The organism is Sphingobacterium sp. UBA7625 (assembly GCF_002484085.1).
In the GTDB taxonomy this organism is placed as follows: Bacteria; Bacteroidota; Bacteroidia; order Sphingobacteriales; family Sphingobacteriaceae; genus Sphingobacterium; species Sphingobacterium athyrii.
This window is the reverse complement of record NZ_DLJD01000051.1, coordinates 313,934-338,708: the sequence shown is the minus strand read 5'-3', so window position 1 is coordinate 338,708 and position 24,775 is coordinate 313,934. Positions and strand designations below refer to the sequence as shown.

Sequence of the window (24,775 nt, the reverse complement as noted above, 5' to 3'; positions counted from 1 at the left end):
AGGCTAATTCTTACAAATATTCTTTATTCATCTGGATCCGTTCGGCTGTTTTCCACAATTGAAAGAGTGCACGCGGCACATGAAAAAAACCTTTCCATTTCCCTCCTTTTGCATAAGACAAGGGGTCACCATTTCGTTGAAGATAACCAAACATCTCCCCATATTCTTTATCAACAAAATGATCCCAAATGTAAAGATGCAATCGCTCCACCCATTCCAGACAACGTGGTTCCCCACTGAGTTCGTAGCCTTTAAAAACAGCCACTAATGCTTCCAAATGCACCCACCAAAGCTTCTGATCCCATTCCAATTGCTGAGGTGGAAAATTTTTGATATCACGAAAATAGAAAATCCCCCCATGTTCCGCATCCCATCCATATTCCAATATATCCAAGCTGATCCCAACACACTTATCAATAAGTGCCTTATCTTTCCATCTGCGTGCAATATCCATGACAAACCACATCGCTTCCAGCCCATGTCCAGGATTCACTAGTCGCCCTTCAAAACAATCTATGAATGAACCTTCCGGTGAAACGTTCTCCAAAATGAGTTTCAAATCCTTCTGATAAAATATATCCATTACCTCGCTGACACCCTCCACTAAAACTTTCTCAACGACCTCCCTTGGCAATAGATGTTCTATTTCGAGCACCAGATTACATAAAATCATCGGTAGCGCAAACCCTTTTAAATCACGGGTTCCAGCTACCCCTTTGGAAAACCGGCCTTTGGGATTATCTTTTCGTTCTAAAATGTGATTGAATGTTGAGGTAGCAATATCTGCATAAGCATCAATATCAGTCGCTCTATGGAGCTGCGCAAATGCCATCGCAGCAAAGCAATCCGAAAAGATACTATACGCCTCAGTCAATGGCTTTCCATCTCGTTGCAAGGAAAAATACCAGTGCCCTAAAGGATTACGCCCATGTTCTATCAGAAACTCCCCACCCTGTACCGCCATCTCTAGCCATTCATTTTTGGGTGAAACTTCATTATACAACATCGCGAAAGTCCATATTTCACGCGCCTGAAGCCAAACAAATTTATCGGTGTCAAACACCTGACCGTCACGCAACAAACAGGTAAAAAAACCACCATTTACGGTATCAGGCGAATTTTGAAGCCAGAAAGGCACCACGTTTTCCAACAGATATTCTCTATAAATGTCTATATATTTTTTCATAATGCTTTATAATTCCTCTACATCCATCTTAGGGAGTAAGTCCCCGATGTGAAAAGCAAATTAATAAAAAAAAGAATTAACAAAAGTGTTTTTATTAAAATATTTTAATAAAAACACTTTTGTTAAAAAAATATAAAACATATTAGCTCATTCTACAGCAATACGAATATTAATTATAGCATATCTATAGATTAATTACTATAATTGTAAAAATAACACGTGCAGAATGAAATCGATTATTGATATTTTCTCTCCTCTAAAGTCAGATTTGATTACCAATAATGCTGTTTTATATAAGACATCATTGCTAAAAAGGGATATATTATCATTTCTAATTATTCAAAATAAAGGCACCATTGCGGAATTATCTCAGGCAACGAAGACAAGCATTCCAAAGATCAATGAGACCATTAACGAATTGATCACGGAGGGTCTAGTTATCGACCATGGAAAGATACTCAATGGCGTAGGGAGAAAACCGAATATCTATGGCCTGAATCCCAATTGTGCTTATTTCCTATCTGTGGAAGTGAATCGGCATAATATTAATATTGCGATCGTGAATTTCGTCGAAGAGGTTGTTCATATTGAACGGGATATTACTTTTTATTTACAAAATACCCCAGCTTGTTTCGAGTTGCTCTGCAACCATATTGACACTTTTATTGAAAAACACGCTAATGACAAGTATAAGATTATTAGTATAGGATTAAACATTACCGGCCGGGTAGATCATATTACGGGAAATAGTTATAGTTATTTTAATTTTCATGAAACTCCGCTTCGAGACGTATTGACCCAACGTTTTGGTGTACCAGGGTATGTTGAAAACGACACCAGAGCAATGGCTTTCGGAGAATACGCGAAAGGTGTTGTTGAAAACGAAAAGAATATCCTTTTTATCAACCTGGATGATGGTATTGGAATGGGGATTATTATCAATGGCGCCCTCTATTCAGGAAAATCAGGTTTTGCGGGAGAATTTGGCCATATGCCTTTTTTAAATAACGATATTATCTGTCATTGCGGAAAAAAAGGGTGTCTGGAAACAGAAGCTTCTGGTGTCGCCTTAACACAGCAAATGAAAGAAGCATTATCTGCGGGAATTTCTTCATCCATTACGGAAAAAGTCAATACAATTGATGATATTAAATTACAGCACATTATAAACGCTGCTAAAAACGACGATATTTTAGCCATTGAACTACTATCAAAAGCAGGTGAAAAAATTGGAAAAGGAATTGCGATCCTGTTGAACCTATTTAACCCAGAACTTGTAATTCTTGGCGGAAAAATAGCGACAACAGAATCTATTATCTTACTACCAATTCTTTCCTCGATCAACAAGTTTTCGTTAAATCTGGTCAATACAGACACCTCATTTAAGATTTCTACGCTGGGAGAAGAGGCTGGTTTAATTGGTTCGAGCTTATTGATGCGCAACCGGTTACTGGATTTATCTTAGGATGACCGGTTTCTTCCTGATCTTATCCACCAACAGGTTTCAGTGCTTCTATTTAATATAAAATAACTCAAACTGCCAAACGAAAAAAGGATAGCCTACCATTGACTATCCTTCTTTTCTATTCCAAAACAATGTGGTGGTTTGATGATATTTGACTGGATGGAATTCTTTAATTCCTTCTGGGGAAAAGTAATCTTCAGGCGACCTTTTGTTCCCTGCCATTTAACACCCGACCGAAGAAGCCTTATGGTCTCCTCGACAAGAGTCTGACCCGGAGTTCCCTCCGCGCGGATCTCATCAGGTAGCCCATCCTTGTTGATTATGAAATTGACAATAATATCCCCTCCTTTTCCAGCATCCTTGACCTGATTGTTTAAATAGTGTTCAAATGCTTTCCAGCCTCCCAGTGGAGTCGCATCGCCGCCATCGAGCAAGGGCTCGATAGTCACTAGGTTCTCCGGTTCACTTAAGGTTACATCTGTAGTCCGCTCTGCTTTACCATTGAAATGTTTAAAATATAGAAGCGCCAATAATACAACAAACAAAACTCCCGCGGCCGCACCTACAGCCAAACGCTGCCAGGTATAATATTGTGCGTGTCTCGTCGCTATTGTATTCTCTACCCGACGGTTAAGCCTTTGCTGTAACAAACTTAACTGTCTAGCATCCACACCATTCTGTAATCGATATCCATCTATGGCATCTTGTAAAAAAGGATCTTCTAATGCTTCTTTTTCAAGTTGAAACATTTCCTCTTTACTCATCAGGCCATGGATGTAATTATGAATTCGCGATAATTGATAATTATTTTCCATTTTCTTTCCTTTCCATACAGATTTTTAGATTGCGTTTTCCATTCTGGATGGCACTCTTGACTTTATTCAGGTCATACCCGGTTAAATCTGCGATATCTTTATAGCACTTTTGTTCCAGATAAAACAAACGTACACATTCTTTCTGTTCCTGGTTTAAGGTTTGCATGCAACCTTCTAATCTTTCAAAATCCCGTTCTTCCCATTTTGCCTCTTCACTGCTATTGAGTTTCTGCTCGCTCTCAAACAAATTATCCTCAATATCCACCTGTGTCGTCCTCTTGTCTTTGCGCAATTGCATCAAACAGTAATTCTTACTGTATACATGTAACCAGCTTTTAAAATTGTCAATTTCGTAATGGCGCAGCTTCTGAATGAGTTCTTCAAAAATCTGCATCACAGCATCCTGGCTACGATCAGGATCCTGTAAGTACTTGAAGCATACACCATAAAGCAAAGACATGTAAGGTGAATATAATTTCCCCAGCGCAGATAGATCTCCTGTTGTTTTATAATGTTGTAATAGCTCTTTTTCGTTCATGCGCAAATCTTTCACCTTAATGATGAATTAAGATACGGTTTTCCATAAATAAAGCAAGCATGAGCCAAGAATTATCGCCAATAAATTTCCATTGACATTATCCCTTGTTTTGGACACAAAAAAACCGTCCCTAAATCATTAGAGACGGTCAATGAAAATATATTTATGAATTACGGATTTATTTAGTTCCCCTGTTTCCAATTGTAGCGCAGCGTTACGCCATAGGTTCTTGGATCGGCTACGACACCAGCATATTGGCCATAACTACCCGGAGCAGCGAGCAACTGCTCATAGTAATCTTTATTTGTCAGATTCCTGCTCCACACAAAAACCGAAACACCATTTGACCCTCTAAAACCAAGTCTTGCATTCAGCAGTGTATAAGCATCGATGTTCAGGTATTGAGACGGGGATGAACTTGAGGAAAACTTAGAACGGTGGAAAACATCAGCACCTAAAAAGTAGGATCCATTGATTCCAATCAATTTGCCACTCTGATTGATTTCCCCACCTAAAGACCAGGACCATTTGGAAACTCCGGGAAGAACTCCGCCTGAAATATCCTTGAAAGCCTGAGGTCCACCAACCTCCTCCAATGGCACGGGTGCATTCGTAAATTTCACATATTTCGCATCGGTATATGCCAGTGCCCCATTTAAACGCAGAAAGTGCCCGATATTGATGTTACCATCCAATTCCACACCTTTGACACGTACTTTCTCGGCGTTAGCCAAATAACCGCGATTTACACCTGGTTCGGGTGTTTGAACCTGTGTTTGATAATCTTTGATATCGGTTTGATAAAGGGATAGATTAAGGATCGAGTTGCGTGTTGGATTGGTCTTCACCCCTAGCTCTTTGTGGCGTACCGCTTCCGGTTTTACCTCCGCCAGATCCAACAGTACCGCTCCATTTGCCGTCGGTAATCCCCCCACATTGATTCCAATTGGTTTATAGCTGATGGAATAAGTAGCATAAGCATTGATCTTCGGATTGAAACGGTATTTTGCCGAAATCTGACCAGAAAAATTATCTGCATCTGCGTTTATATCAAACGTCTGGTTGGTATAGACCCCGTTCTTGAGAGCCAACAGCGCCGGATCGGATGTCTGTAGCCCACCATAAGTCTGTCTGTCGTAATTTGCTTTCTTTTTGTCGTAGTTATAGCGTAGTCCCGGCAAGATATGAAGTTTCGAAGTCACCTCCCAATCAATCTGTGTATAAGCGGCTAAGCTTGTACTTTTGATACCGTAAACGGTCTTGATACCGAAGTTGTCAAATAGTCCAGGAGTTTCCCATAAGGCGCTTGTCGAACTTTTTTGAAAACGCCAAAATGCTGAACCCGTTTCCTCAGTATGTACAGGATCAGTACCAAGGTCCTGCCACAGACCAAATAAGCCTACCACGCCACTCACTTTCTCGCTGATTTTGCCCGAATATCTAAATTCTTGCGACCATTGGTTATGTACAGAATTACCGGCAGAAACTGTGTAAACAGGAAGGCCTAAATAATCCCGGTCATTGAGTGGCACCCAGGTCCATTTTCGCCAGGCTGAAGTTGATGTCAAAGTACCTTCACCAATCTTGACATCAGCATTCAGCGCTACGCCGCCCAGTTTATTGTCCGCTTTGGATTGCGTATCGAGGTCTATCTTACGTTCAAATGCACTTTTGTAAGGCAACTCATAGCCTAAATCTTTGATAATGGCATCAAACTGCCGGTAATCAGCCCGCTGAGTTTTGACAACACCGGCAACTGCCCAACCATAACCATCCGGCTTTTGGGAAGAAACGTCACCCGAGAGCACAAGTTTGATATTTTCCGTTGGTGTAAACAACAATTGCCCCCTGAATCCGAGGTTATTGATATCGTTGATCTTTCGATTGCTGTGAACGTTGAAAAGATTCCCATCCCGTTGTGTGCCAGAAAAGGAAGCGCGGGCAGCTAGATTTTTAGCCAGAGGTCCAGAGATCGACGTCTTTGCCTGAATAAAGCCCTGATTGCCATAGCTGACTTCAACATTAGCCTCAGGTGTAAATTGAGGTAGCCGCGATGTAATATTAAAGGCTCCTGCGGTCGTGTTTTTGCCGAAAAGTGTCCCCTGTGGGCCACGCAATACCTCGATCTGGTCAATATCAATAAAGTCCAGCCAAGTTGCTGCAGGCCGTGCAATATAGACACCGTCAAGATAGAATCCAACACCCGGATCTATCCCATCATTGGTCAGGCCGTAAGTCGAACCGAGGCCCCGAATGTTCAGAGTTGTATTACGTGCATTGGAAGAGTACAGCTGTACTGTTGGAACAAGTTCTTTTAGTCGATTGACATTAAAAGCCCCGGCGTCTTCCAGTGCTGCCCCACGAATAATAGAAACAGGAATTGGGACATCCTGCAATTGCTCTTTGCGTCTACGGGCAGTCACGACCACTTGGTCTAATGCCTCCAATCGTGGAGTAAGTTCGATCAGGGTAGGCGACTGGTCTACAACAACACGTCGTGTTTGATAACCTACAATTGATACAATAAGTGTAAAAGGTAGTTTTTGCCCTGTAACAAACTGGAATACGCCCTTGCTATCGGTCTTCACCTGATGGGTAACGGCTTCAAGCTGCACGGTTACACCTTGTAAAGGCTCTTTTGTCACCGCATCAACGACAGTACCTGTTAATGAAGCATTTATAATAGGTTTAGGATTTTCTACTTGCGCATAAGTCTGATAAGACGCTGCCAAAAGCAAGCTAAAAATCACGCTAATTCGAAAAATAGCATTTTTTTTCATAAATTTATTCAGTTTAATAGTGAAAATAAACAAGTGCCAACGCCAATAGAACTTGTTTCATTGTTAAAACTTTGTTTAAAAAGGGAAGCCTCGGCTTCCCTTTTCTAATATAAGAGAGTGTAAGAGAGAAATTTTAACAACACATTCGTTTTTCACTATTTTCTACGGTAGTAAAATCTACTTCTAACGAAGCAGTTTGTAAGCTTGTTTTTAAAAAGTAATCTTGTTTCATTCTTTCCATAATTAAGTATATTCATTTTTTCAGCTACTCCTTCATGACGCACTGTAAATCAGGATAACAGTACAAATATAGAAATATTTTTTAAAAGACTACTAATTTGATAGATTTTATAAATATTTTTTCAAAAAATACGATTAAACACTAATTAACAGATACTTACATCGTAAAAAAGAGATTTTATACATTTACATCTATTTCTGTACATGAGATTTCCCCTTAGATTTAACTTTGCTTTTTCATGTACGACCAACAATCTCTTATCCGACAACCTAAACACTTTAGTAAGAAAAAATTGCATCTTCTATTTTCTTGGAAGCCATTTGGCGTGACTATTACTATATCTAGAAAATGAAAAAGGCTAGAACAAAAAAGTCCGCCAAGGATGGCAGACTTTTTTTAAATGTTATTTAGCTCCGAAAGTATTCAGCCCATAATCTTTATCTATAAGCTATCGGAACAGCACCAATGCGATCAACAAAGTCACTACGACATTAAAGGTCTGCGCAATCAAAAACGCATAAAGAGGTTTCTTATTATCCTGCACAAAAAGATCTTTGAAATTTGTTTCCAGACCGATCGAAGTAAATGCCAGGGTAAACCAGAGGCCTTGTAAATTTTTCAGACTTCCCTTGATAGTATCAATTTTTTCAGGAGAAATTACAAATGAAAATAGTAGTGATGCAAATACAAACCCGAGCACAAATTTAGGAAAGCGTTCCCAGATAATCTTTAGCGTCGGTTTATCCCGCTTTGTTTCATCATCCACAGATTTTGCATAGGTCCAATAGATACTGATCGCAAATGCCGCAAGTCCTAGCAATACATTTTGTGAAAATTTAACAATTGTGCTGATCTTTAACGCCTCTTCTCCCACCAGGGAACCGGAAGCAACAACAGCTCCGGTTGTATCGATACTACCTCCTAACCACGCACCGGTCACCTCTTGGGACAAGCCCATCCATTCTGCCATATAAGGCATAAAAATCATCATTGGAATTGCGGTGATCAAGACTAGGGAAATCACATAGGAGAGCTTTTTGCTATCACCCTTAATCGCGCCGGAAGTAGCTATGGCAGCGGAAACACCGCAAATGGAGACCGCACTGGACAACATCAACGACATTTCCTTGTCTATCTTCAATTTTTTACAGAGCCAAAAAGCAAAATACCATACTGACAACACAACCGCCAAAGCCTGAATAAGCCCCAGCGAACCTGCCTTAAGAATATCGCCAAAGATCACCGTAGTACCCAGTAAAATCAATCCGATCTTGACATATAGTTCGGTGCTCAGGGCTTCTTTAAACCAAGTAGGCAACTTAAAGCAATTACTGATGATCAAACCGATAATCAAACTAAAAATAACAGCTTCGAGATTATATTCTTTCACTGTCGAATTACCTGCCAATATCAAGGCGAATACGGTCAGAATAAAAACTACCGGAAATACGATCAGCAGATGTTTGACGGATTTACCGAGCAAAAATGCCCCCAGAATACCTGTCACAAAGACGAAGATAAACTGCTGAAAAATCTTACTGAGATTGGCCGGCTCAAAAATTGTAGCGGCCAATTCGGAAGAATTATTCCAGGAAAAATTAGGTACAGGCGCAAAAATACCTGAAAGTGCTAAAAAAATGGTGGCGAGTCCCAAAATGACGACTACCCAGTCTTCTGTAAATGCAAATGATCTTGACGATGCCATATATTGGTTAGTATTAAAAGGCTAAATTTACTATAATTGCGGATACTTTTGGTTATTGTAACACAAAAATGGCCGAAGATTTCTCTCCGGCCATACAACCAAAACCAATAATCATTATCAATCAAAAACAATATTTATTTTCTTCTATTAATTTTTTTGCAATCCGCTGACGTGCATCTTTGATGTTGAATGGCTGCGCTTTTGTGAACCTGCGTAATCCAACAAGCATCATATTCAGTTCATCGCCTTCGCCAAAGGAATACAAAGCTTCCTTACCTGCAGCATTAATTTTGTCAATCGCACCATACAAATAGATCTTTGCCATATCTGTCGCGTACTCGGCCTTTTCAGAACCGGTATGCACAAGCTTTTCTGCGCGCAACAGAACGGATTCTGCAATGTATACGTAACCGATAATATCTGCGATATTCATCAGGATCTCTTCTTCTTTCGAAAGTGACATCATCAGCTTCTGAACCGCAGCGCCAGCAATGAGCAGACCTGCTTTTTTGAGGTTGGCGACAATTTTCTTCTCCGCCGCGAATGGAGCATCATCTTCTTCCCCGAAATCAGGAATAGCCAATAGTTCACTTGCCACGGCCTGCGCTGGCCCCATCAGATCCAGTTCACCTTTCATGGCTCGTTTTAATAACATATCCACAACAAGCAGTCTATTCACCTCATTGGTACCCTCGAAGATCCTGTTGATACGTGAATCGCGATAAGCACGCTCCATCGGCGCATCGGCTGAATAGCCCATCCCGCCATAGATCTGTACTCCTTCATCCACCACATAATCTAACATCTCTGAACACCATACTTTGATAATGGCGCACTCGATCGCAAATTGTTCAACGGATTTCAATTTGGCTTTTGCTTCATCCATACCGCCTGCAATCAATGCATCGTAGGCATCATCAATATTTTGACCGGCGCGATAGGATGCGGATTCCACAGCAAACAAACGTGTTGCCATCTCTGCCAATTTGTATCGAATAGCACCAAATTTAGAAATCGGCAAGTTAAATTGCACACGTTCATTGGCATATTGAACAGCATGATTGATCACCATACGAGCTGAACCATTTGTCGCAGCCCCCAACTTGATCCGTCCGATATTCAGAATATTTACGGCAATCTTAAATCCGTTCTCCCGCTCGGATAGCATGTTTTCAACCGGAACGGCACAGTCATTAAAGAAGATCTGACGCGTGGAAGAGCCTTTGATCCCCAATTTATGCTCTTCGGGGTTCATGGTGATTCCGCCAAAATCTTTTTCGACAATAAATGCGGTCAGGTTTTTATCATCATCGATTTTTGCAAATACAATAAAGATATCTGCAAATCCACCGTTGGTAATCCACATTTTCTGACCGTTGATCAGATAGTGGGTTCCTTCAGCATTTAGTTTTGCAGAGGTCCGTCCAGAATTGGCATCTGATCCGGCATTTGGTTCTGTCAAACAGTAGGATGCCTTCCATTCGCCAGTTGCAAGTTTAGGAATATACTTCGCTTTCTGCTCCGCATTACCATAGTAAAGAATAGGCAAAGTACCAATACCTGTATGTGCAGACAAAGCGACGGCAAAAGAGAAACCTCCACCTACGGCTTCCGCTACAAGCATTGATGTATTGAAGTTTTTGCCAAAGCCACCATACTCCTCTGGAATCGACACCCCCAGCATACCCAGTTCACCAGCTTTATCCATTAGGCTTGGCATCAATCCTTCTTCCTGTGCGTCAATACGATCAAGTTTATTTAATACTTCTGTCTCTAAAAAGTCCAAACAGGTCTGACGAATCATCTTTGCTTCTTCATCAAACTCTTCCGGGATAAAAATAGCTGTATAGGGAGTCTCTCTAATAACGAACTCACCGCCTTTGATTGCTTTATTTTCGCTCATTGTTTTTTAGATTTGAGGTGCAACCCTTGAGTAGTCTTTTGACCACCCAGGTTTACACAATATTTTGAATATTTTTATCTGCTATGAGATTAGCAAATAAAATGGTTTATACTGTTATTTTTAGTGTCCGAACTTAGTCTAATAGTTCAAAGATACCGGCCGCTCCTTGACCAGTTCCCACGCACATCGTCACCATACCATATTTTTTGCCACGACGTTTCAATTCATGCAAAACCTGCACGGTCAGCTTCGCTCCTGTACAGCCTAGCGGATGCCCCAAGGCTATCGCTCCCCCATTGACATTGACCTTTTCTTCATCAAGTCCCAGTTCACGAATAACGGCCAAAGACTGTGAAGCAAAAGCTTCATTCAATTCGAACAAATCGATATCTTCTTTTTTAAGTCCAGCCCGTTCCAAAGCTTTTGGTATCGCATAGATCGGTCCGATTCCCATGATCCGCGGTGGTACGCCTGCAACAGCAAAACTGACCAACTTGGCAATGGGTTTAACACCCAACTCTTTCACTTTTGCCTCTGACATCACCAGCACAAATGCTGCGCCATCCGATGTCTGTGAGGAGTTTCCTGCTGTCACCGAACCATTGGCCGCAAATACAGGCTTCAACTTACCCAAAGCTTCCAAGGATGTATCTGCACGAGGCCCTTCATCGGTATCTACAACATATTCACGAGTCGCGATCTTCCCGTCTTTCAGGTAGTTCTCTTTGACTGTAATCGGCACAATACCATCTTTAAGATGACCATTTTGAATAGCGGCAACAGCCTTTTGATTAGACTTCAATGCAAAGGCATCTTGATCTTCACGGGAGACATTATAATCTTTCGCTACAGCCTCCGCTGTGAGCCCCATACCCCAATACCAATCGGGATGCTCTTTGGCAACAACAGGGTTGGGAACAATTTTCCAGCCCCCGAAAGGCATTCCGGACATCACTTCAACTCCACCGGCGATAATAACATCTGCCATACCTGTCTTGATCTTTGCAACCGCTGTAGCGATCGTTTCCAATCCAGAGGCACAATACCGATTGACGGTAACGCCTGGCACTTTATCGGTATCTAAACCCATCAGGGAAATAAAACGTGCCATATTAAGCCCCTGCTCCGCCTCAGGCATCGCATTCCCTACAATGACATCATCTATATCTTCTTTATTTAAATTTGGCACAGTGGACACAAGATGTTTAATCACATCTGATGCTAAATCATCAGCCCGCATAAAGCGAAACCCTCCTCGAGGCGCTTTACCTACTGCTGTACGAAATCCTGCTACTATGTATGCTTCCATTATTTGAGTATTAAGATGTGAGATCGGAGATATGAGATTTGAGATATTCCAATGTCACATATTAGTTTTTAAATTTTTAAGAAATCCAAAAATCATCTTTTGAATCTCATCTATATGAGAACACAATTGTTCTACTTTATCCTTATCTATTAAATTCAGGTTATGAGCTATAATTAGCTGAGTCTGCAACTCGAAAGAAGATCCATTTGCGATACCGAGAAAATGAACAAATTCATTTTTCGTATTTCTCCCTGCTCCTTCAGCAATATTAGATGCAATAGACACAACCGAACGTTTAATTTGAGATGTAAGCCCATATTTTTCATCCATTGGAAAATCTACAACAGCTGTATATACCGCTGTGGATAATTCTATTGCTCTTTGCCAAACTTTCAATTCTTTTAAAGCATGCATAATCTCTTATCTCAAATCTAATAGCTCACATCTACAATCTAATTCCGTAAAGGCTTCCCTTTTGTCAACATGTACTGAATTCTTTCAAGTGTTTTACGTTCAGCACAGAGTTCGAGGAATGTTTTGCGCTCAAGATCCAACAAATATTGTTCGGAGACTTCCGTTGGCGATGACAGATTGCCCCCACACATCACCCAACCCAATTTTTCCGAGATCTTTCGGTCATAGTCCGAGATATAATTTCCTTCACGCATCGAAGATGCACCTACATATACGATACCTAAACCTTGATTGCCCAACACTTTTATATCGTTGCGTGGTGCCGGTTGCACATATCCTTCATCGGCCAGCTCCAATGCTTTTGCCTTTGCATCAGCAAGTAAACGCGCACGGTTCATCGTGATGGCAAATTTATCTTTCTGTAGATATCCCAGCTCATAGGCCTCGTAAGCCGAGGTCGAGACTTTAGCCTGACCAATGGTCAGGAATTTATCCTTTAATGTATTCTGAACGATCTGGTCATCTTTAAATTCTTCGGAAGCACGCAATGCAAATTCCTTAGTTCCACCACCACCTGGGATAACACCTACGCCCAGTTCCACTAAGCCCATATAGGTTTCGGCGTGCGCCTGCACAAAATCTGCATGCATTGAAAATTCACAGCCACCGCCTAAGGTCATCTGAAACGGTGCTACGACAACTGGAATAGATGAATAGCGCAAGCGCATGGAAGTATTTTGAAAGGCTCGAACAGCCATATTTAGTTCATCAAAATCCTGTTCTACGGCCATCATGAATATCATTCCGATATTCGCTCCTGCAGAAAAATTCTTCCCATCATTGGAAACAACCAGTCCACGGTATTCTTTTTCAGCCAGATCTATCGCTTTATTCAAACCCTGAATCACATCACCACCAATGGTATTCATCTTGGTATGAAACTCGCAATTGATAATTCCATCACCGAGGTCAATAATAGAAACACCTGTATTTTTCCAGATGGTTTTGCTTTCACGGATATCATCCAATACAATTAAATCTTCGGTTCCAGGAATAGGTTTATAGGATTTGGATGCGATATCATAGTAATAGCGAACACCATTTTCTATTTTATAGAAAGATTCATGTCCTGAATCCAACATTTCATGCACCCAGGATGCCACTTCGCCATCTTGACCGGGCAAACGCTTCTCTTCGGCCTTGATCTTAGCCAATGTCTCGCGAACCCCCAAAGCATCCCAGACTTCAAATGGCCCCAATTCCCAGCCAAATCCAGCGCGCATGGCATCATCTATACGGAAGAAATCATCTGTGATTTCAGGAACACGGCGTGAAACATATTCAAATAAAGGATAATGCATAGCACGGAAGAGCTCCGCCGCCTTGTCTGTTCCTTGTTCATAGACTTTCATCCGTCTACGGATATCTTCAACGGGCTTGGTCGCCTCTAAAGTTGAAGACTTAACTTTTTGCTGAGAACCAAATGTGAGTGTTTTAAGATCAAGCGAAAGAATTTCAGAATTACCATCAGCAGCTTTTACCTTTTCATAAAATCCCTTTTTTGTCTTTTCCCCGAGCCACTTGTTTTCAACCATCTTACTAATAAAGGCCGGAAGCTGGAAGACACCTTTTGCCTCGTCTTCAGGCGCATTCTGCGCCAGACCGTTAGCGACATTAACCAAGGTATCGAGACCGACAACATCCGCGGTACGGAAAGTAGCCGATTTTGGATGTCCCATTGCCGGACCTGTATATTTATCCACTTCCTCAACTGTCAGGCCTAAAGGTTCTACCAGATGAGTCACAGCAAGCATCGAATAAACACCGATCCTGTTACCGATAAATGCGGGTGTATCCTTACAAAGAACAACCGTTTTACCCAACATCTTATCTCCAAAATGAAGGACAAAATCAACAACTTCTGGCTTTGTGTGCGGTGTAGGAATTACTTCCAACAAAGTTAGATAACGTGGTGGGTTGAAAAAGTGTGTACCACAGAAATGATCTTTAAAGTCTTCACTACGCCCCTCAGTCATGAGATGAATAGGAATACCAGAAGTATTGGAAGTAATCAATGTCCCCGGTTTACGGAACTGTTCGACACGATCAAAAACAGACTTCTTAATATCTAAGCGTTCTACAACAACCTCAATAATCCAGTCGGCCTGAGCAATATCTTTGAGGTTATCCTCAAAATTGCCTGTCTTGATACGTTTTACAAATGACTTGCTGTAAATTGGTGAAGGATTTGTCTTTAAAGCTGTTTCTAACGAAGTATTGACAATTCGATCCCGAACGGTCTTACTCTCCAACGTTAGACCTTTTGCTTGTTCTGCAGGCAGCAGTTCACGGGGAATAATATCCAGCAACAGGACTTCGACACCAATGTTAGCAAAATGACAAGCAATTCGCGAGCCCATAACACCCGAACCGAGAACTGCCACTTTTCTAATATTTCTGTTCATCATAACATATTTATCATGCACATCCGTACATTTGGTTTAACTTCTACACAATTACTTCTTCCTTATAATTGGTTGCCAACTCATTGAGCTTAGCCAGAGAAGCAATTAATTGATCACGTTCATTTTCCGAAAAATTCTCAGCGAGATACTGATTAAAATTGCGCACCACATCTTTCGCAATCCTTCTCTTCTCGCGCCCTAACTCTGTCAGGTATACTTTGACAGAGCGTTTATCCGTTGTACTGGTCTCTCGGTAGATAAATCCCAAGGACTCTAAATTATTCAACACCCGGGACAAACTAGTTGTTTTGACCCCGGTCAAATTCGCAATCTGAGAAACAGGCGTACCCTCTTTATGGATATTGATTAAAATATAACCCGCTGCTTGGGTAAAACCATACTGTGAAGCAATTTGATTATATTTATTGGCGATTGTCTGCCAACCTGTTTTTAAAAAATAGTCGATTGTCTGATTTTGGTTCATAGCGTATTCACAAGCGATTTTATTATTATGCTTGCATAACAAATATAATAGTTAAGAATTAGAATAACAAACTTGAAAATGCAAATTTTGTTAATTCCCTGTCCTCATCTTTCTAGAATCACTTTTCTTGCTTTTTTATGACCAAAATCGAAATGTGGAAAACTTTTAACAACTGAAATCCAGTTAAATAAAGTAAAACGCAAAACTTTTATTAACAGCCAATGTGCAATATTCAAAATTAATTGCGTTAAATTTGTCCTAAACAAATATCGACACCGTATGGCTTTAGTAAACATACCACGCTTGGACTTGTTGCATTATACACAAGGAACCCAAGAACAACGAAATCAATTTATTCAAGATATTGGCAAGGCTTTTAACGAAACGGGCTTTGTAACGATTGCAAATCATGGTTTATCAAAAGAATTAATTGAGGAATTATATCAGGTCGTTCCGGAATTCTTTGGTTTACCAACAGAGATAAAAGAAAAGTATGAATTTCCTGAGCTTGCAGGCCAACGTGGATACACGGCTAAGGGAAGAGAAAAAGCGAAAGATGCAAAAACTCCAGATCTAAAAGAATTCTGGCAACGTGGTCAGACGATCGTTGGTGAAGAGTATTCAAAAGCGGACTTCCCAGACAATCCACAAGTGGAAGAAATACCTCGTTTTAATGGCGTAACAGCTGAAGTTTATAAAAAACTAGAAGACACAGGGCGTGAATTACTAAAAGCAATCGCGACTTACCTAGATCTTGAAGAAAATTATTTTGAGAAATTTGTAATCAATGGCAACTCTATCTTGCGTGCGATCCATTATTTCCCAATTACGGATCCTGATGCATTGGCTCCTGACGCTGTACGTGCTGGTGCGCATGAAGATATCAACCTGATTACACTATTAATCGGTGCTAGCGCAGATGGACTGGAAGTTTTGACAAAAGATGGCGAATGGTTTCCGATCAAAGCAAAGGGAGAGGATATCGTCATTAACGTAGGTGACATGTTGCAGCGTTTGACCAACAACAAACTTAAATCAACAACTCACCGCGTTGTTAATCCTCCTCGTGAAAAAATGGGCACTTCCCGCTTTTCCATTCCGTTCTTTTTACATCCAAAATCTTCGATGAGCTTGGCCTCATTGGAATCTTGCATTGACGCAGCTCATCCAAAGGCCTATGAAGACTATACCGCAGGTGAATATCTAGATGAAAGATTAAGAGAAATCGGTTTGAAAATGTAATATGAGTAGCTTCGTTTAAGCACTAAATAAAAACAGTCCGTTAGTTTGATTGCTAACGGACTGTTTTTATTTTATGCTAATAGAATTATGCTATAAATAATCAATGATATAATCAGATTGTATACGATCCGTTTCTATTAGAAGTTGTATCCAAATCCTACATTAAGATAGATATTATGCATACCAAAATCTATGGAGGTAAAATCTTTTTCCAAGATATTATTAAAGCCATAGGTAAGGTCTGTCAACAGTTTAAAATGTCGATTCATTTTCCACTCCGTTCCAAGTTGTGCCCCCCAATGAAATTTTCGTATATTGTCAGAGAAATCATAAGAAGCTTGACTCCCCTCTTCGAAAGTAATTTTTGTTCCTACCGGCGTGTTTTGTCTCAAATATCCATCTGACACATTGCCATCGAATGTATTATCCAGCAATGCCGAGAAATACAATCCGCCATATAAATTCCAATGATCGGACAATCTGTACACAGCTAAAACAGGCAATGTCAGGTAAGTGTTTTGCACATTAGTTTCCACTTTCCCAGTATAGTACCCTTTCACCTTTGAATTATCTTTCACAATTTCAGTAAGGTAATTTTTCACACGGGCTTCGGTTTTCATGCCTTTTGTTTCAAAACGGATTCCTGTACGAATCCCCCACTTTTTATTTTCCTGCAGCCACTTTGTCGCATTTGCCTCCAGACCTACCTGAAGCCCGGGATTGTAACTTTCTATTTTACGTATTGTCTTAGGAAGACCCAATGGACTACTACCACCAATACTGAATTGAGCCTGTACCGAGTAATCAATATCTGTATTAAAAAAATTTGGATTGCGGTTTGACGGACTATTTTGAGCCTGTACATACCCGGTCGCTATCATGAAAATAGCTATTATATAAAGTATCCTGTTCATTAAATATTCTTTTGATGTATGTTTGTCTTGAAGATAGTTATTGATCTGTCGACGATCTGTTCTCCTTCCGACGAGCATTCTTGTAAATTCACCTAGCTAACAATATCAAATTGATTGTATGCCCCTATCGTTTAATTCAAACTATGAACCAATGATTATTTGGCATCATCGACGACAAGTTCAACTTCATCAATAAGCAATGTACTCCCCACGGCACCGTTAAATTTATCTCCTTCTTTACTCGAGCTAAATACAATCGTATACATATATTCTTTATTGGGATCAAATGATTTACCATTTACAAAAGAAAATGGTAAGCTAAATGCGGTCCATTCGTTAGTTTCGATCTGTTCTTTGGCTCCGACCCGTGCTATTGCAACAATTCGCTTATCAACAAATCCATGGTCACCCGACAAAAAATCATCATTGGGTGGTAAAGCTCTTTCAAATAAGAGGGCATAACCATCCCAGGTATCCTTGGTGAGCGATGATGGTTTATTATTGACAACAAACTTTTCACCCGCTTTATACTTAAAAAAGCCTTTTATAGCCAATGGCGCAGTTTTTTCCTCGTACAATGTTCCAAAGCGCGGAGATTTGATCGTAGGAAAAGTCGTTTGGAATGTACCTAGAAATAAATTGCCGGCAGCTAATGGAGTGCCGAAAATCCCTCCCAAAGAACCTGTACTCTTAGTCACGAGCCGTGCTCCTTTGCCAATATATCCATCATTAATCTGGGATGTTGGATAAAAACTAGGAACTAATTTTTCTCCTTCCCCAACAAGCGTTGCCGCCAAAATATTATAGCCATCATTCGCTGTCGCCCAGCTGTATGTCTTCTGTCCAAGTTTTGTTAGGTCATAAAATTTGTGGTAATGCCCTTCCGGACTTTTAGTATCTACTACCTCAGCATATTCAAACGCCGAATACAAATCTGCGCCTTCATCAATAACAAATGAGACAGTATAGGTCTTGGACCAAGCGCCATCCTCAGAAGTAACCGTGTATTTCTGTGGTTCAGTGAAATCAAGTTGGGTTCCGCTCTTCGGCTCTATCGTCGCCCCAGGTGTTAGTACAAATTCAGGTGAATGCACATAACTTCCCGTGAAACGTTTTAGCGGAAAAACAACTGTATTATTATCAATGGAAGGTTTTCTCTTTAGAAATTGATCACTTTGGGCAATAGTAGCTCCTTCAATATCTGCTTCGGCATTTAATGCCTCCTCTTTTATGCAACTCCCCAGACTAAAAAGTAGCATAAAACAAATTACCCAAGGGTAAATTCGTCTTTGTTTCATAAAAAATAGTATTAGTGTAAATATATTCCCAATGCTGTTGACAATGCATTGAAACGAGCACAAAGCTACCGATCTAACCTCCAAAAAAAGACATTTCAATCACCTTTTCTTTCTAGGCAACCAATTCTTTACACTGCAACAGGCAGTTAAGCGTCTTTGATTTCCTGTTTGACTTTTGTTGGCAAGCTCTCAACAATCAGATTATAGCTATGTGTAATAAGTTCTTCCAATGCACCGTCATTCAATTCCTGATTTGCAATCACGGTGTTCCAGTGCTTTTTGTTCATGTGATAACCGGGTAGTACTGTCTGATCATACCGTTCTCTGAGTTCAACAGCTTTCTCCGGATCACATTTCACATTGAATCGTAACCCGTCGATCTGATCCAGCCCCACCAATAAAAATATCTTGCCGCCCACCTTAAATACCAAGGTATCTGGACCAAACGGAGTCTCCTCTGCCACCGGACCAATGGAAAGGCAATAATCTCTTAACTCTTCAATATTCATATTTTCTTAGTTTGATTTAACTCATTCGCAACCATCAACGCTCTTATTTACGTATAAATTTGACAATAATCAATATAAATTTAACAAAACAACAGCTCAGATTTGTGATTAAATTTGTAATAGGTCAAATTACGTAAAGAATCTAAGCGGACTAAAAAAGATCATTAACACAGCTAGCAGATGAAAAAATTATATATCAGAATAATTCTACTCACCATTATATCTATATCGACACTCCCGATACAATGTAAAAGTATAGACAATACAAATCAAGACAATATGACTCAGGACAACATCGTCGAAGCCGTTTCCAAGGGGCAGCATACTATAGCAAAAAAACTATTGGAAGCTGGCGCCGATGCAAACCAAAAAAGCAATGATTCCAAGCCGTTATTATTAGTTGCAACAGAAAAGAAAGATCTTGCCATGGCTAAGTTACTTCTTGAGCATGGCGCAAACGTCAACCTTCAGGATAATAGTTTAAATAGCTCCTTCCTATACGCCGGGGCTTCGGGGTATACCGAACTGGTTAAACTTTACCTTGATCATGGTGCAGACTTCAAGGTCTTCAATCGGTATAACGGCACTGCACTTATTCCTGCCTGTGAACGCGGCCATGTGGAAACCGTTAGGTTACTTGCCCATACAAAAGGCTTTCCCGTCGACCACATTAATAGATTGGGTTGGACCGGATTATTGGAAGCAATCATACTTGGAGATGGCAGTCAAAAATATGTGGATATTGTCCAAATATTACTCGACGCAAATAGTGATAAAAACATCGCCGATCATGAAGGTATAACCCCAGTTGAGCATGCAAGAAAAAAAGGATTTAATAAAATTGTTGCCTTACTGGAAGCGAAAGGCGACGGAAAATAAAAAAGGAGAATCACATCTATTAGATGTGGTTCTCCCTGGACTAAGCATTTTCGGTATCGCTTTTATTGACACCTATTTTTGTAAAAGTGTCTGAATTTCTTTTTGGATCGCCGTTCCTTTGTCGGCATTGTACCATTTTTGAATCTCTTCTTTAATATCCGAGAAATCTTTTCCTTGCTCTTTTAAGTTTAAGAATAGATCTTGACAGTCCTTTGGTCGCGGACCCCAGACAGCCAAATCTACGCCATCCTGATTTCGAATCACCAAAATTGGGATAGACTTCCCCCCTTTGGTTAGATACGAATCTATCAAAAAGGGTGCACTGTCACGCAATTGGATATCGACGGTAATATTGGGATTTTGGGCAGCCATCTTAGCAAGCATTGGTACAGAATGCGCAGCATCGCCACACCAAGGTTCGGTAATAATGATCCATTGTTGTTTTTCCGCAATCGTGTTGACAAACCGCTGAAACGCCTCGCTTGGCTCAAAACGTTTTAACCAACGCCCCATTCTTGTCCAGTTCATTTTGGTGTACTGATAGTATTCGTCATCCTGATATGTCGGGTGATTTTCAGGATGATTCAATATATCTTCGAATTGTTGCAAATAATTTTCAAACGTCATAAAATCAATTTTGTGCAAAGGTAATTTTTAGATCCAACTTTCTCAAAATTTCTGTATACCAAAGATTTTACATTCCCCGATGAGATTTCACACTTATTAACAATTAACTAAATTATCTTTGGCAGATACAACCAGTAAATGAAAAGATTAATTCAATTATTTCTATTATTTTTCATAATCAGCACCGCTTATTCCCAAACGAGTATGAAGGGGAAAATTTTAGATAAAGCTGACAATAAGCCTTTAACTAATGCCTCGGTCATCCTATTGAACAGGGACTCCGTGCTCCGTTATTTTAACAGAGCCAATGAAGAGGGGAAATTTCAGATCAAAAACATTAAACCCGGGAGTTATATCATTCTGGCTACTTATCCCAAATTTGAACTTTATAGCGACACCATCGACATCAAAGATAAGGACATTGATCTCAGCGACATTAAAATCAATTCGCAAAGAAATGTACTGGAGGAAGTTATTATTACACGTCGATTACCCATAACGCTTAAAGGGGACACAATAGAATATGATGCGGCAAGTTTCGCAACCGAGAAAAATGCAAAACTCGAAGATCTTTTTCGAAGATTGCCAGGTTTCACGGTGTCCGGTGACGGGAATATCACAGCGCAGGGCAAAACGGTACAGAAAGTCTTTATTGATGGCGAAGAGTTTTTTGGCTATGACCCTAAAATTGCCATCCGGAATGTCCGCGCCGATGCGGTGGACAAAGTGCAATTGTATGAGAAAAAATCAGAAGAGGCCGAACTTTCAGGCATAGATGACGGTGTTCGGATTCAGACAGTCAATGTCGTGTTGAAAGAAAAGGCCAGAAAAGGTATCTTTGGAAGTACGGAGGTTTTAGGCGGAACAAAAGAGCTCTACGCCGGAAACTTGTTTGCAGCTAAATTCAACCAAACTGAACGGATTGGCATCACCGCCAATCACAATAACATGGGAAGTTCCAATAGCCGTGAAGGCTCTTTGCGGATGAACAACCAGATTACGGGCCAACCGCTAAACACCTCCTTGGGGGCGAACTATGAAAATCAGTTTCTCAAAAAAGCATTAAAGGTAAATGCCAATTATAATTACAATAACAGCAGCAACAAAAATCAGTCTGAAGATTACAACAAGAACATCCTCCCAGACAACTCGATTCTAGAACGAAACAGCAAAAATTACAACGAAAATAGTGCAAGAAGCAATGGTGTCAGATCCAATCTTTCCATGCGAATAGATTCAACCCAAAATATAGAACTTCAAGCCAACGGAAACTGGTCGAATAATTTCAGTTTTAGTCAGTCAGAAAGTTTCACCACAGATGCTGCAAGAGATTCAGTTAGCTCTTTCAAGGAAAAAAATGAATCAAATACTTCGAGCCAAAGTAATAATTTTCGCCTGAATTATAGAAAAAGACTCAAAGCCGGCAGCTCATTGAATCTAATGGTCGGGAATAGCTTTAATGAATCTGAATCCTACAGCAAGGTAAATTCCAAGACTATTCTTTATAAAAGCAGTGATACAACGCGTATTGATCAAAATAGGCTCAGTAATAACAAAGGCAACAATTTTTCTACTTCACTGAATTTTAACAACAGGCTAAATGATGCCATGAACTTAGCCTTGGGCTACAGCTTCAATCAGTCACACAACAGGAATGAACAGGTATCAACAGACATCGCCACGAATGTGAAAGATCCATTATACTCTAAAAATCAGATCGACAATAATACCAACCAGGGAGTCAATGTTCATCTGTCTTATCGGAAAGATAAATTTGAGGTTAATTTCTCCAACCGAACATTTTACAAAAATCAAAAACTAAGCGATAGTGACCGGGATATAAACCTTTCAAGGAATTTCTGGGACAACAATCTAAACGTTGATGCCAATTACCGGATTTCAAACAGTAAAAATATCCGACTGGCCTACCAGAGCTCGAATATCATTCCTTCGTTCGATCAGTTACAGCCGCTGCAACCTCAAACAAATCCTTTGTTTCAACAGATCGGTAATCCGGACCTCAAACGGGCTGTCAATAATAACATCTCGGCAAATTTTAATGCTTTCAGCTTATTAAAAGGAACCAACATTAACGTGAACGGAAATTTCTCATTTGTCAACAACCCTATTGTCAATAAGACAACAGTTATGGAGAATTCGGCCCAGATCAGTAGCTATGAAAATTTATCCGGCAAATCGAACTGGAATGGCGGATTGAACATCAATCACATGCAACCATTGGCCAACCGTCGCATTAACTTCAATAAAAGTGCAAACATCAGATATAACAATAGTTATAGCTACACTAAATTTGAAAACGGCCAATCTCAAGGTGAGTTTCTCCTGAACAATTCAAAAAACACCTCTTTCGGCCTCGGGTCGAGTTTAAATGAGCAAGATTCAGAAGGATTTGATTTTGACCTCTCAGTGAATGCAGGGCTCAATGCACAACAAAATTCTATAAACACACAATATAACGCAACTAATTTTGAAGGTGGGGCTTCGGGATATATCAAATATTTTCTACCGAAGAAATTTAACATCATGACAAACATTTACTATAGCTATACCGGGCCTACTAAACTGTACAAGAAATCTATTAATCAATTTTATACCAACCTGGAACTGGAGAAAAAGGTATTGAAGGATGAGAGTCTGACAGTCAGCCTGAAAGCCTTTGACCTCTTCAATACGTTTAACAATACACGTCGGAATGGCAGTGATACCAATTACTCGGAATCAACCCAACAGGTATTGACACAGTATTTTTTAGTTGGTGTCAAATGGGATTTTAATAAATATTTAGGAAAAAGCAATGATTAAAACATATTTGACCATTATTATATCCTGTCTCACCGGATTATCTCTCCAGGCACAATACGCCTATTTTGGCAATAGGGGGACCATTAGTTTTGACAAGGTGACGTATACAAAAGCCCGCATGCGACAAATGTCCAATGACATGAGCTCAAAAATGATGGATCGGGGCATGGGTTTTATGGAGCACCTCGATAAGATGCCGGAATCGCATACGGATCGAATGAACCTATACTTTGATGAGAATGCTACCGTGCTTATGCCCGAAGAGAGCACAAGTGCCGAAAAGCAGAACGGAGAAGGCAAAATGCGGGCTCCAAGTATTACTGCTAGTGGCAGAGGCGGCAGAAATCAAGGAGGGGCACGGGGCGGAAGAGGCGGAAACCAACGGGGTATGCTCAGAGGCGGAGCCAATAAAAATGGAAAAGTACTTTACCAGGATTTAAAAGCCGGAACAGCCGACATTCAATTGGATATCGATGAGAAATATTTACTTTCCGAAACCTTGGACAGCATTACCTGGCGCTTTACCGAGGAATTTCGTAATATCGCCGGCATCAACTGCCGAAGGGTTAATGGGGCTACAAAAGACTCCCTTTATCTGATCGCCTACTATGCCGAGGAAATACCGGTCTCTGCAGGTCCTGCCCTGAGCCATGGTCTTCCGGGCATGATATTGGGGCTGGTCATACCAGAGATGCACATCCAATACTGGGCAACAAATATCGCTTATACCAATAATCTGGTCCCCACAGATTGGCGGGACAAAAAATCAAAGCAGATGAAATTGGAGGAATTTTCGGCGCTCTTTGGCAGATATATGCCACGCAACCGGCAAAATGAGTCAGCAAAAAAACGGATCTTGGAGCAACTTGTCTATTGAAAATGTCAGTTTGGCAGTACCTAAGGACAAATTGATGACAAATAGTGATTTTTTTACAAAACATTCGGATTGGCATAAGGGTTGATAATAGAGTGATAGAATTTATTAAGTAAAAAATTAAAATACAAGATATGTCTAAAATTATANNTAATTACGAACAACGAAGGTAAGCGTACCACTCCTTCCATTGTAGCTTTCGTAGAAGGTGGTGAACGTAAAGTGGGTGATCCAGCTAAACGTCAAGCAATTACTAATCCGCATAAAACTATTTATTCTATTAAACGTTTTATGGGACTTTCAT

19 protein-coding genes and 1 pseudogene are annotated in these 24,775 nt (G+C 40.4%); 6 read left to right on the top strand and 14 right to left on the bottom strand.

Going from position 1 to position 24,775, the window contains the following annotated elements:
- Nucleotides 1-10 precede the first annotated feature (10 nt).
- The gene (locus B4G94_RS21590) at nucleotides 11-1,186 is read right to left on the bottom strand and encodes an AGE family epimerase/isomerase (protein ID WP_286861878.1); all 1,176 of its coding nucleotides are present in this window, start codon (nucleotides 1,184-1,186) and stop codon (nucleotides 11-13) included.
- Between the two features lie 226 nt (nucleotides 1,187-1,412).
- On the opposite strand from B4G94_RS21590, the gene B4G94_RS21585 reads away from it, so the two are divergent.
- Nucleotides 1,413-2,651: an ROK family protein gene (locus B4G94_RS21585; RefSeq protein ID WP_286861876.1), complete on the top strand. Its 1,239-nt coding sequence runs from the start codon at nucleotides 1,413-1,415 to the stop codon at nucleotides 2,649-2,651.
- A gap of 95 nt (nucleotides 2,652-2,746) precedes the next feature.
- Here the strand turns inward: B4G94_RS21585 and B4G94_RS21580 are convergent, their stop codons facing one another.
- From B4G94_RS21580 to B4G94_RS21540, 9 genes are all read right to left on the bottom strand, one after another.
- Nucleotides 2,747-3,466, bottom strand: a complete 720-nt coding sequence (locus B4G94_RS21580; RefSeq protein ID WP_286861875.1) for a hypothetical protein — start codon at nucleotides 3,464-3,466, stop codon at nucleotides 2,747-2,749.
- A complete protein-coding gene (locus tag B4G94_RS21575) occupies nucleotides 3,456-4,004 on the bottom strand; it encodes an RNA polymerase sigma factor (RefSeq protein ID WP_286861874.1) in 549 nt (182 codons plus the stop codon). The genes B4G94_RS21580 and B4G94_RS21575 overlap by 11 nt, the downstream gene beginning before the upstream one ends.
- Before the next feature lie 182 nt (nucleotides 4,005-4,186).
- Nucleotides 4,187-6,784, bottom strand: coding sequence for a TonB-dependent receptor (locus B4G94_RS21570; protein WP_286861873.1), 2,598 nt, complete (start codon nucleotides 6,782-6,784; stop codon nucleotides 4,187-4,189).
- Between the two features lie 689 nt (nucleotides 6,785-7,473).
- Nucleotides 7,474-8,730 carry a YeiH family protein gene (locus tag B4G94_RS21565; protein ID WP_286861871.1) on the bottom strand — a complete coding sequence of 419 codons (1,257 nt, stop codon included), beginning with the start codon at nucleotides 8,728-8,730 and terminating at the stop codon, nucleotides 7,474-7,476.
- Between the two features lie 121 nt (nucleotides 8,731-8,851).
- Nucleotides 8,852-10,633 carry an acyl-CoA dehydrogenase family protein gene (locus B4G94_RS21560; RefSeq protein ID WP_286861869.1) on the bottom strand — a complete coding sequence of 594 codons (1,782 nt, stop codon included), beginning with the start codon at nucleotides 10,631-10,633 and terminating at the stop codon, nucleotides 8,852-8,854.
- Nucleotides 10,634-10,766: 133 nt separating this feature from the next.
- Nucleotides 10,767-11,942 (bottom strand): acetyl-CoA C-acyltransferase, encoded by a 1,176-nt coding sequence (locus B4G94_RS21555; protein WP_286861867.1) that lies wholly within the window; start codon nucleotides 11,940-11,942, stop codon nucleotides 10,767-10,769.
- A gap of 54 nt (nucleotides 11,943-11,996) precedes the next feature.
- The gene (locus B4G94_RS21550) at nucleotides 11,997-12,356 is read right to left on the bottom strand and encodes a four helix bundle protein (RefSeq protein WP_108634813.1); all 360 of its coding nucleotides are present in this window, start codon (nucleotides 12,354-12,356) and stop codon (nucleotides 11,997-11,999) included.
- A 38-nt stretch (nucleotides 12,357-12,394) separates the two neighbouring features.
- Nucleotides 12,395-14,824, bottom strand: a complete 2,430-nt coding sequence (locus B4G94_RS21545) for a 3-hydroxyacyl-CoA dehydrogenase/enoyl-CoA hydratase family protein (protein WP_286861865.1) — start codon at nucleotides 14,822-14,824, stop codon at nucleotides 12,395-12,397.
- A 40-nt stretch (nucleotides 14,825-14,864) separates the two neighbouring features.
- A complete protein-coding gene (locus tag B4G94_RS21540) occupies nucleotides 14,865-15,305 on the bottom strand; it encodes a MarR family winged helix-turn-helix transcriptional regulator (RefSeq protein ID WP_108634812.1) in 441 nt (146 codons plus the stop codon).
- A gap of 279 nt (nucleotides 15,306-15,584) precedes the next feature.
- On the opposite strand from B4G94_RS21540, the gene B4G94_RS21535 reads away from it, so the two are divergent.
- Entirely contained in the window at nucleotides 15,585-16,547 is a 963-nt protein-coding gene (locus B4G94_RS21535) for an isopenicillin N synthase family dioxygenase (protein WP_108634811.1), read from the top strand.
- Nucleotides 16,548-16,684: 137 nt separating this feature from the next.
- Here the strand turns inward: B4G94_RS21535 and B4G94_RS21530 are convergent, their stop codons facing one another.
- From B4G94_RS21530 to B4G94_RS21520, 3 genes are all read right to left on the bottom strand, one after another.
- Nucleotides 16,685-17,428: a porin family protein gene (locus B4G94_RS21530; protein WP_286861861.1), complete on the bottom strand. Its 744-nt coding sequence runs from the start codon at nucleotides 17,426-17,428 to the stop codon at nucleotides 16,685-16,687.
- 188 nt (nucleotides 17,429-17,616) lie between these two features.
- Entirely contained in the window at nucleotides 17,617-18,759 is a 1,143-nt protein-coding gene (locus B4G94_RS21525) for a PCMD domain-containing protein (protein WP_286861860.1), read from the bottom strand.
- Nucleotides 18,760-18,905: 146 nt separating this feature from the next.
- Nucleotides 18,906-19,268 (bottom strand): MmcQ/YjbR family DNA-binding protein, encoded by a 363-nt coding sequence (locus B4G94_RS21520; RefSeq protein WP_286861858.1) that lies wholly within the window; start codon nucleotides 19,266-19,268, stop codon nucleotides 18,906-18,908.
- Between the two features lie 180 nt (nucleotides 19,269-19,448).
- On the opposite strand from B4G94_RS21520, the gene B4G94_RS21515 reads away from it, so the two are divergent.
- A complete protein-coding gene (locus B4G94_RS21515) occupies nucleotides 19,449-20,147 on the top strand; it encodes an ankyrin repeat domain-containing protein (RefSeq protein WP_286861856.1) in 699 nt (232 codons plus the stop codon).
- A gap of 72 nt (nucleotides 20,148-20,219) precedes the next feature.
- Here the strand turns inward: B4G94_RS21515 and B4G94_RS21510 are convergent, their stop codons facing one another.
- The gene (locus tag B4G94_RS21510; RefSeq protein ID WP_286861854.1) at nucleotides 20,220-20,774 is read right to left on the bottom strand and encodes a thioredoxin family protein; all 555 of its coding nucleotides are present in this window, start codon (nucleotides 20,772-20,774) and stop codon (nucleotides 20,220-20,222) included.
- Between the two features lie 204 nt (nucleotides 20,775-20,978).
- Between B4G94_RS21510 and B4G94_RS21505 the strand changes: the two genes are divergently transcribed.
- From B4G94_RS21505 to B4G94_RS21495, 3 genes and pseudogenes are all read left to right on the top strand, one after another.
- On the top strand, nucleotides 20,979-23,597 hold the full coding sequence (locus B4G94_RS21505) for a TonB-dependent receptor (RefSeq protein ID WP_286861852.1): 2,619 nt from the start codon (nucleotides 20,979-20,981) through the stop codon (nucleotides 23,595-23,597).
- On the top strand, nucleotides 23,590-24,474 hold the full coding sequence (locus tag B4G94_RS21500; protein ID WP_286861850.1) for a GLPGLI family protein: 885 nt from the start codon (nucleotides 23,590-23,592) through the stop codon (nucleotides 24,472-24,474). The genes B4G94_RS21505 and B4G94_RS21500 overlap by 8 nt, the downstream gene beginning before the upstream one ends.
- Before the next feature lie 150 nt (nucleotides 24,475-24,624).
- A pseudogene (locus B4G94_RS21495) lies at nucleotides 24,625-24,775 on the top strand (Hsp70 family protein); the annotation flags it as partial.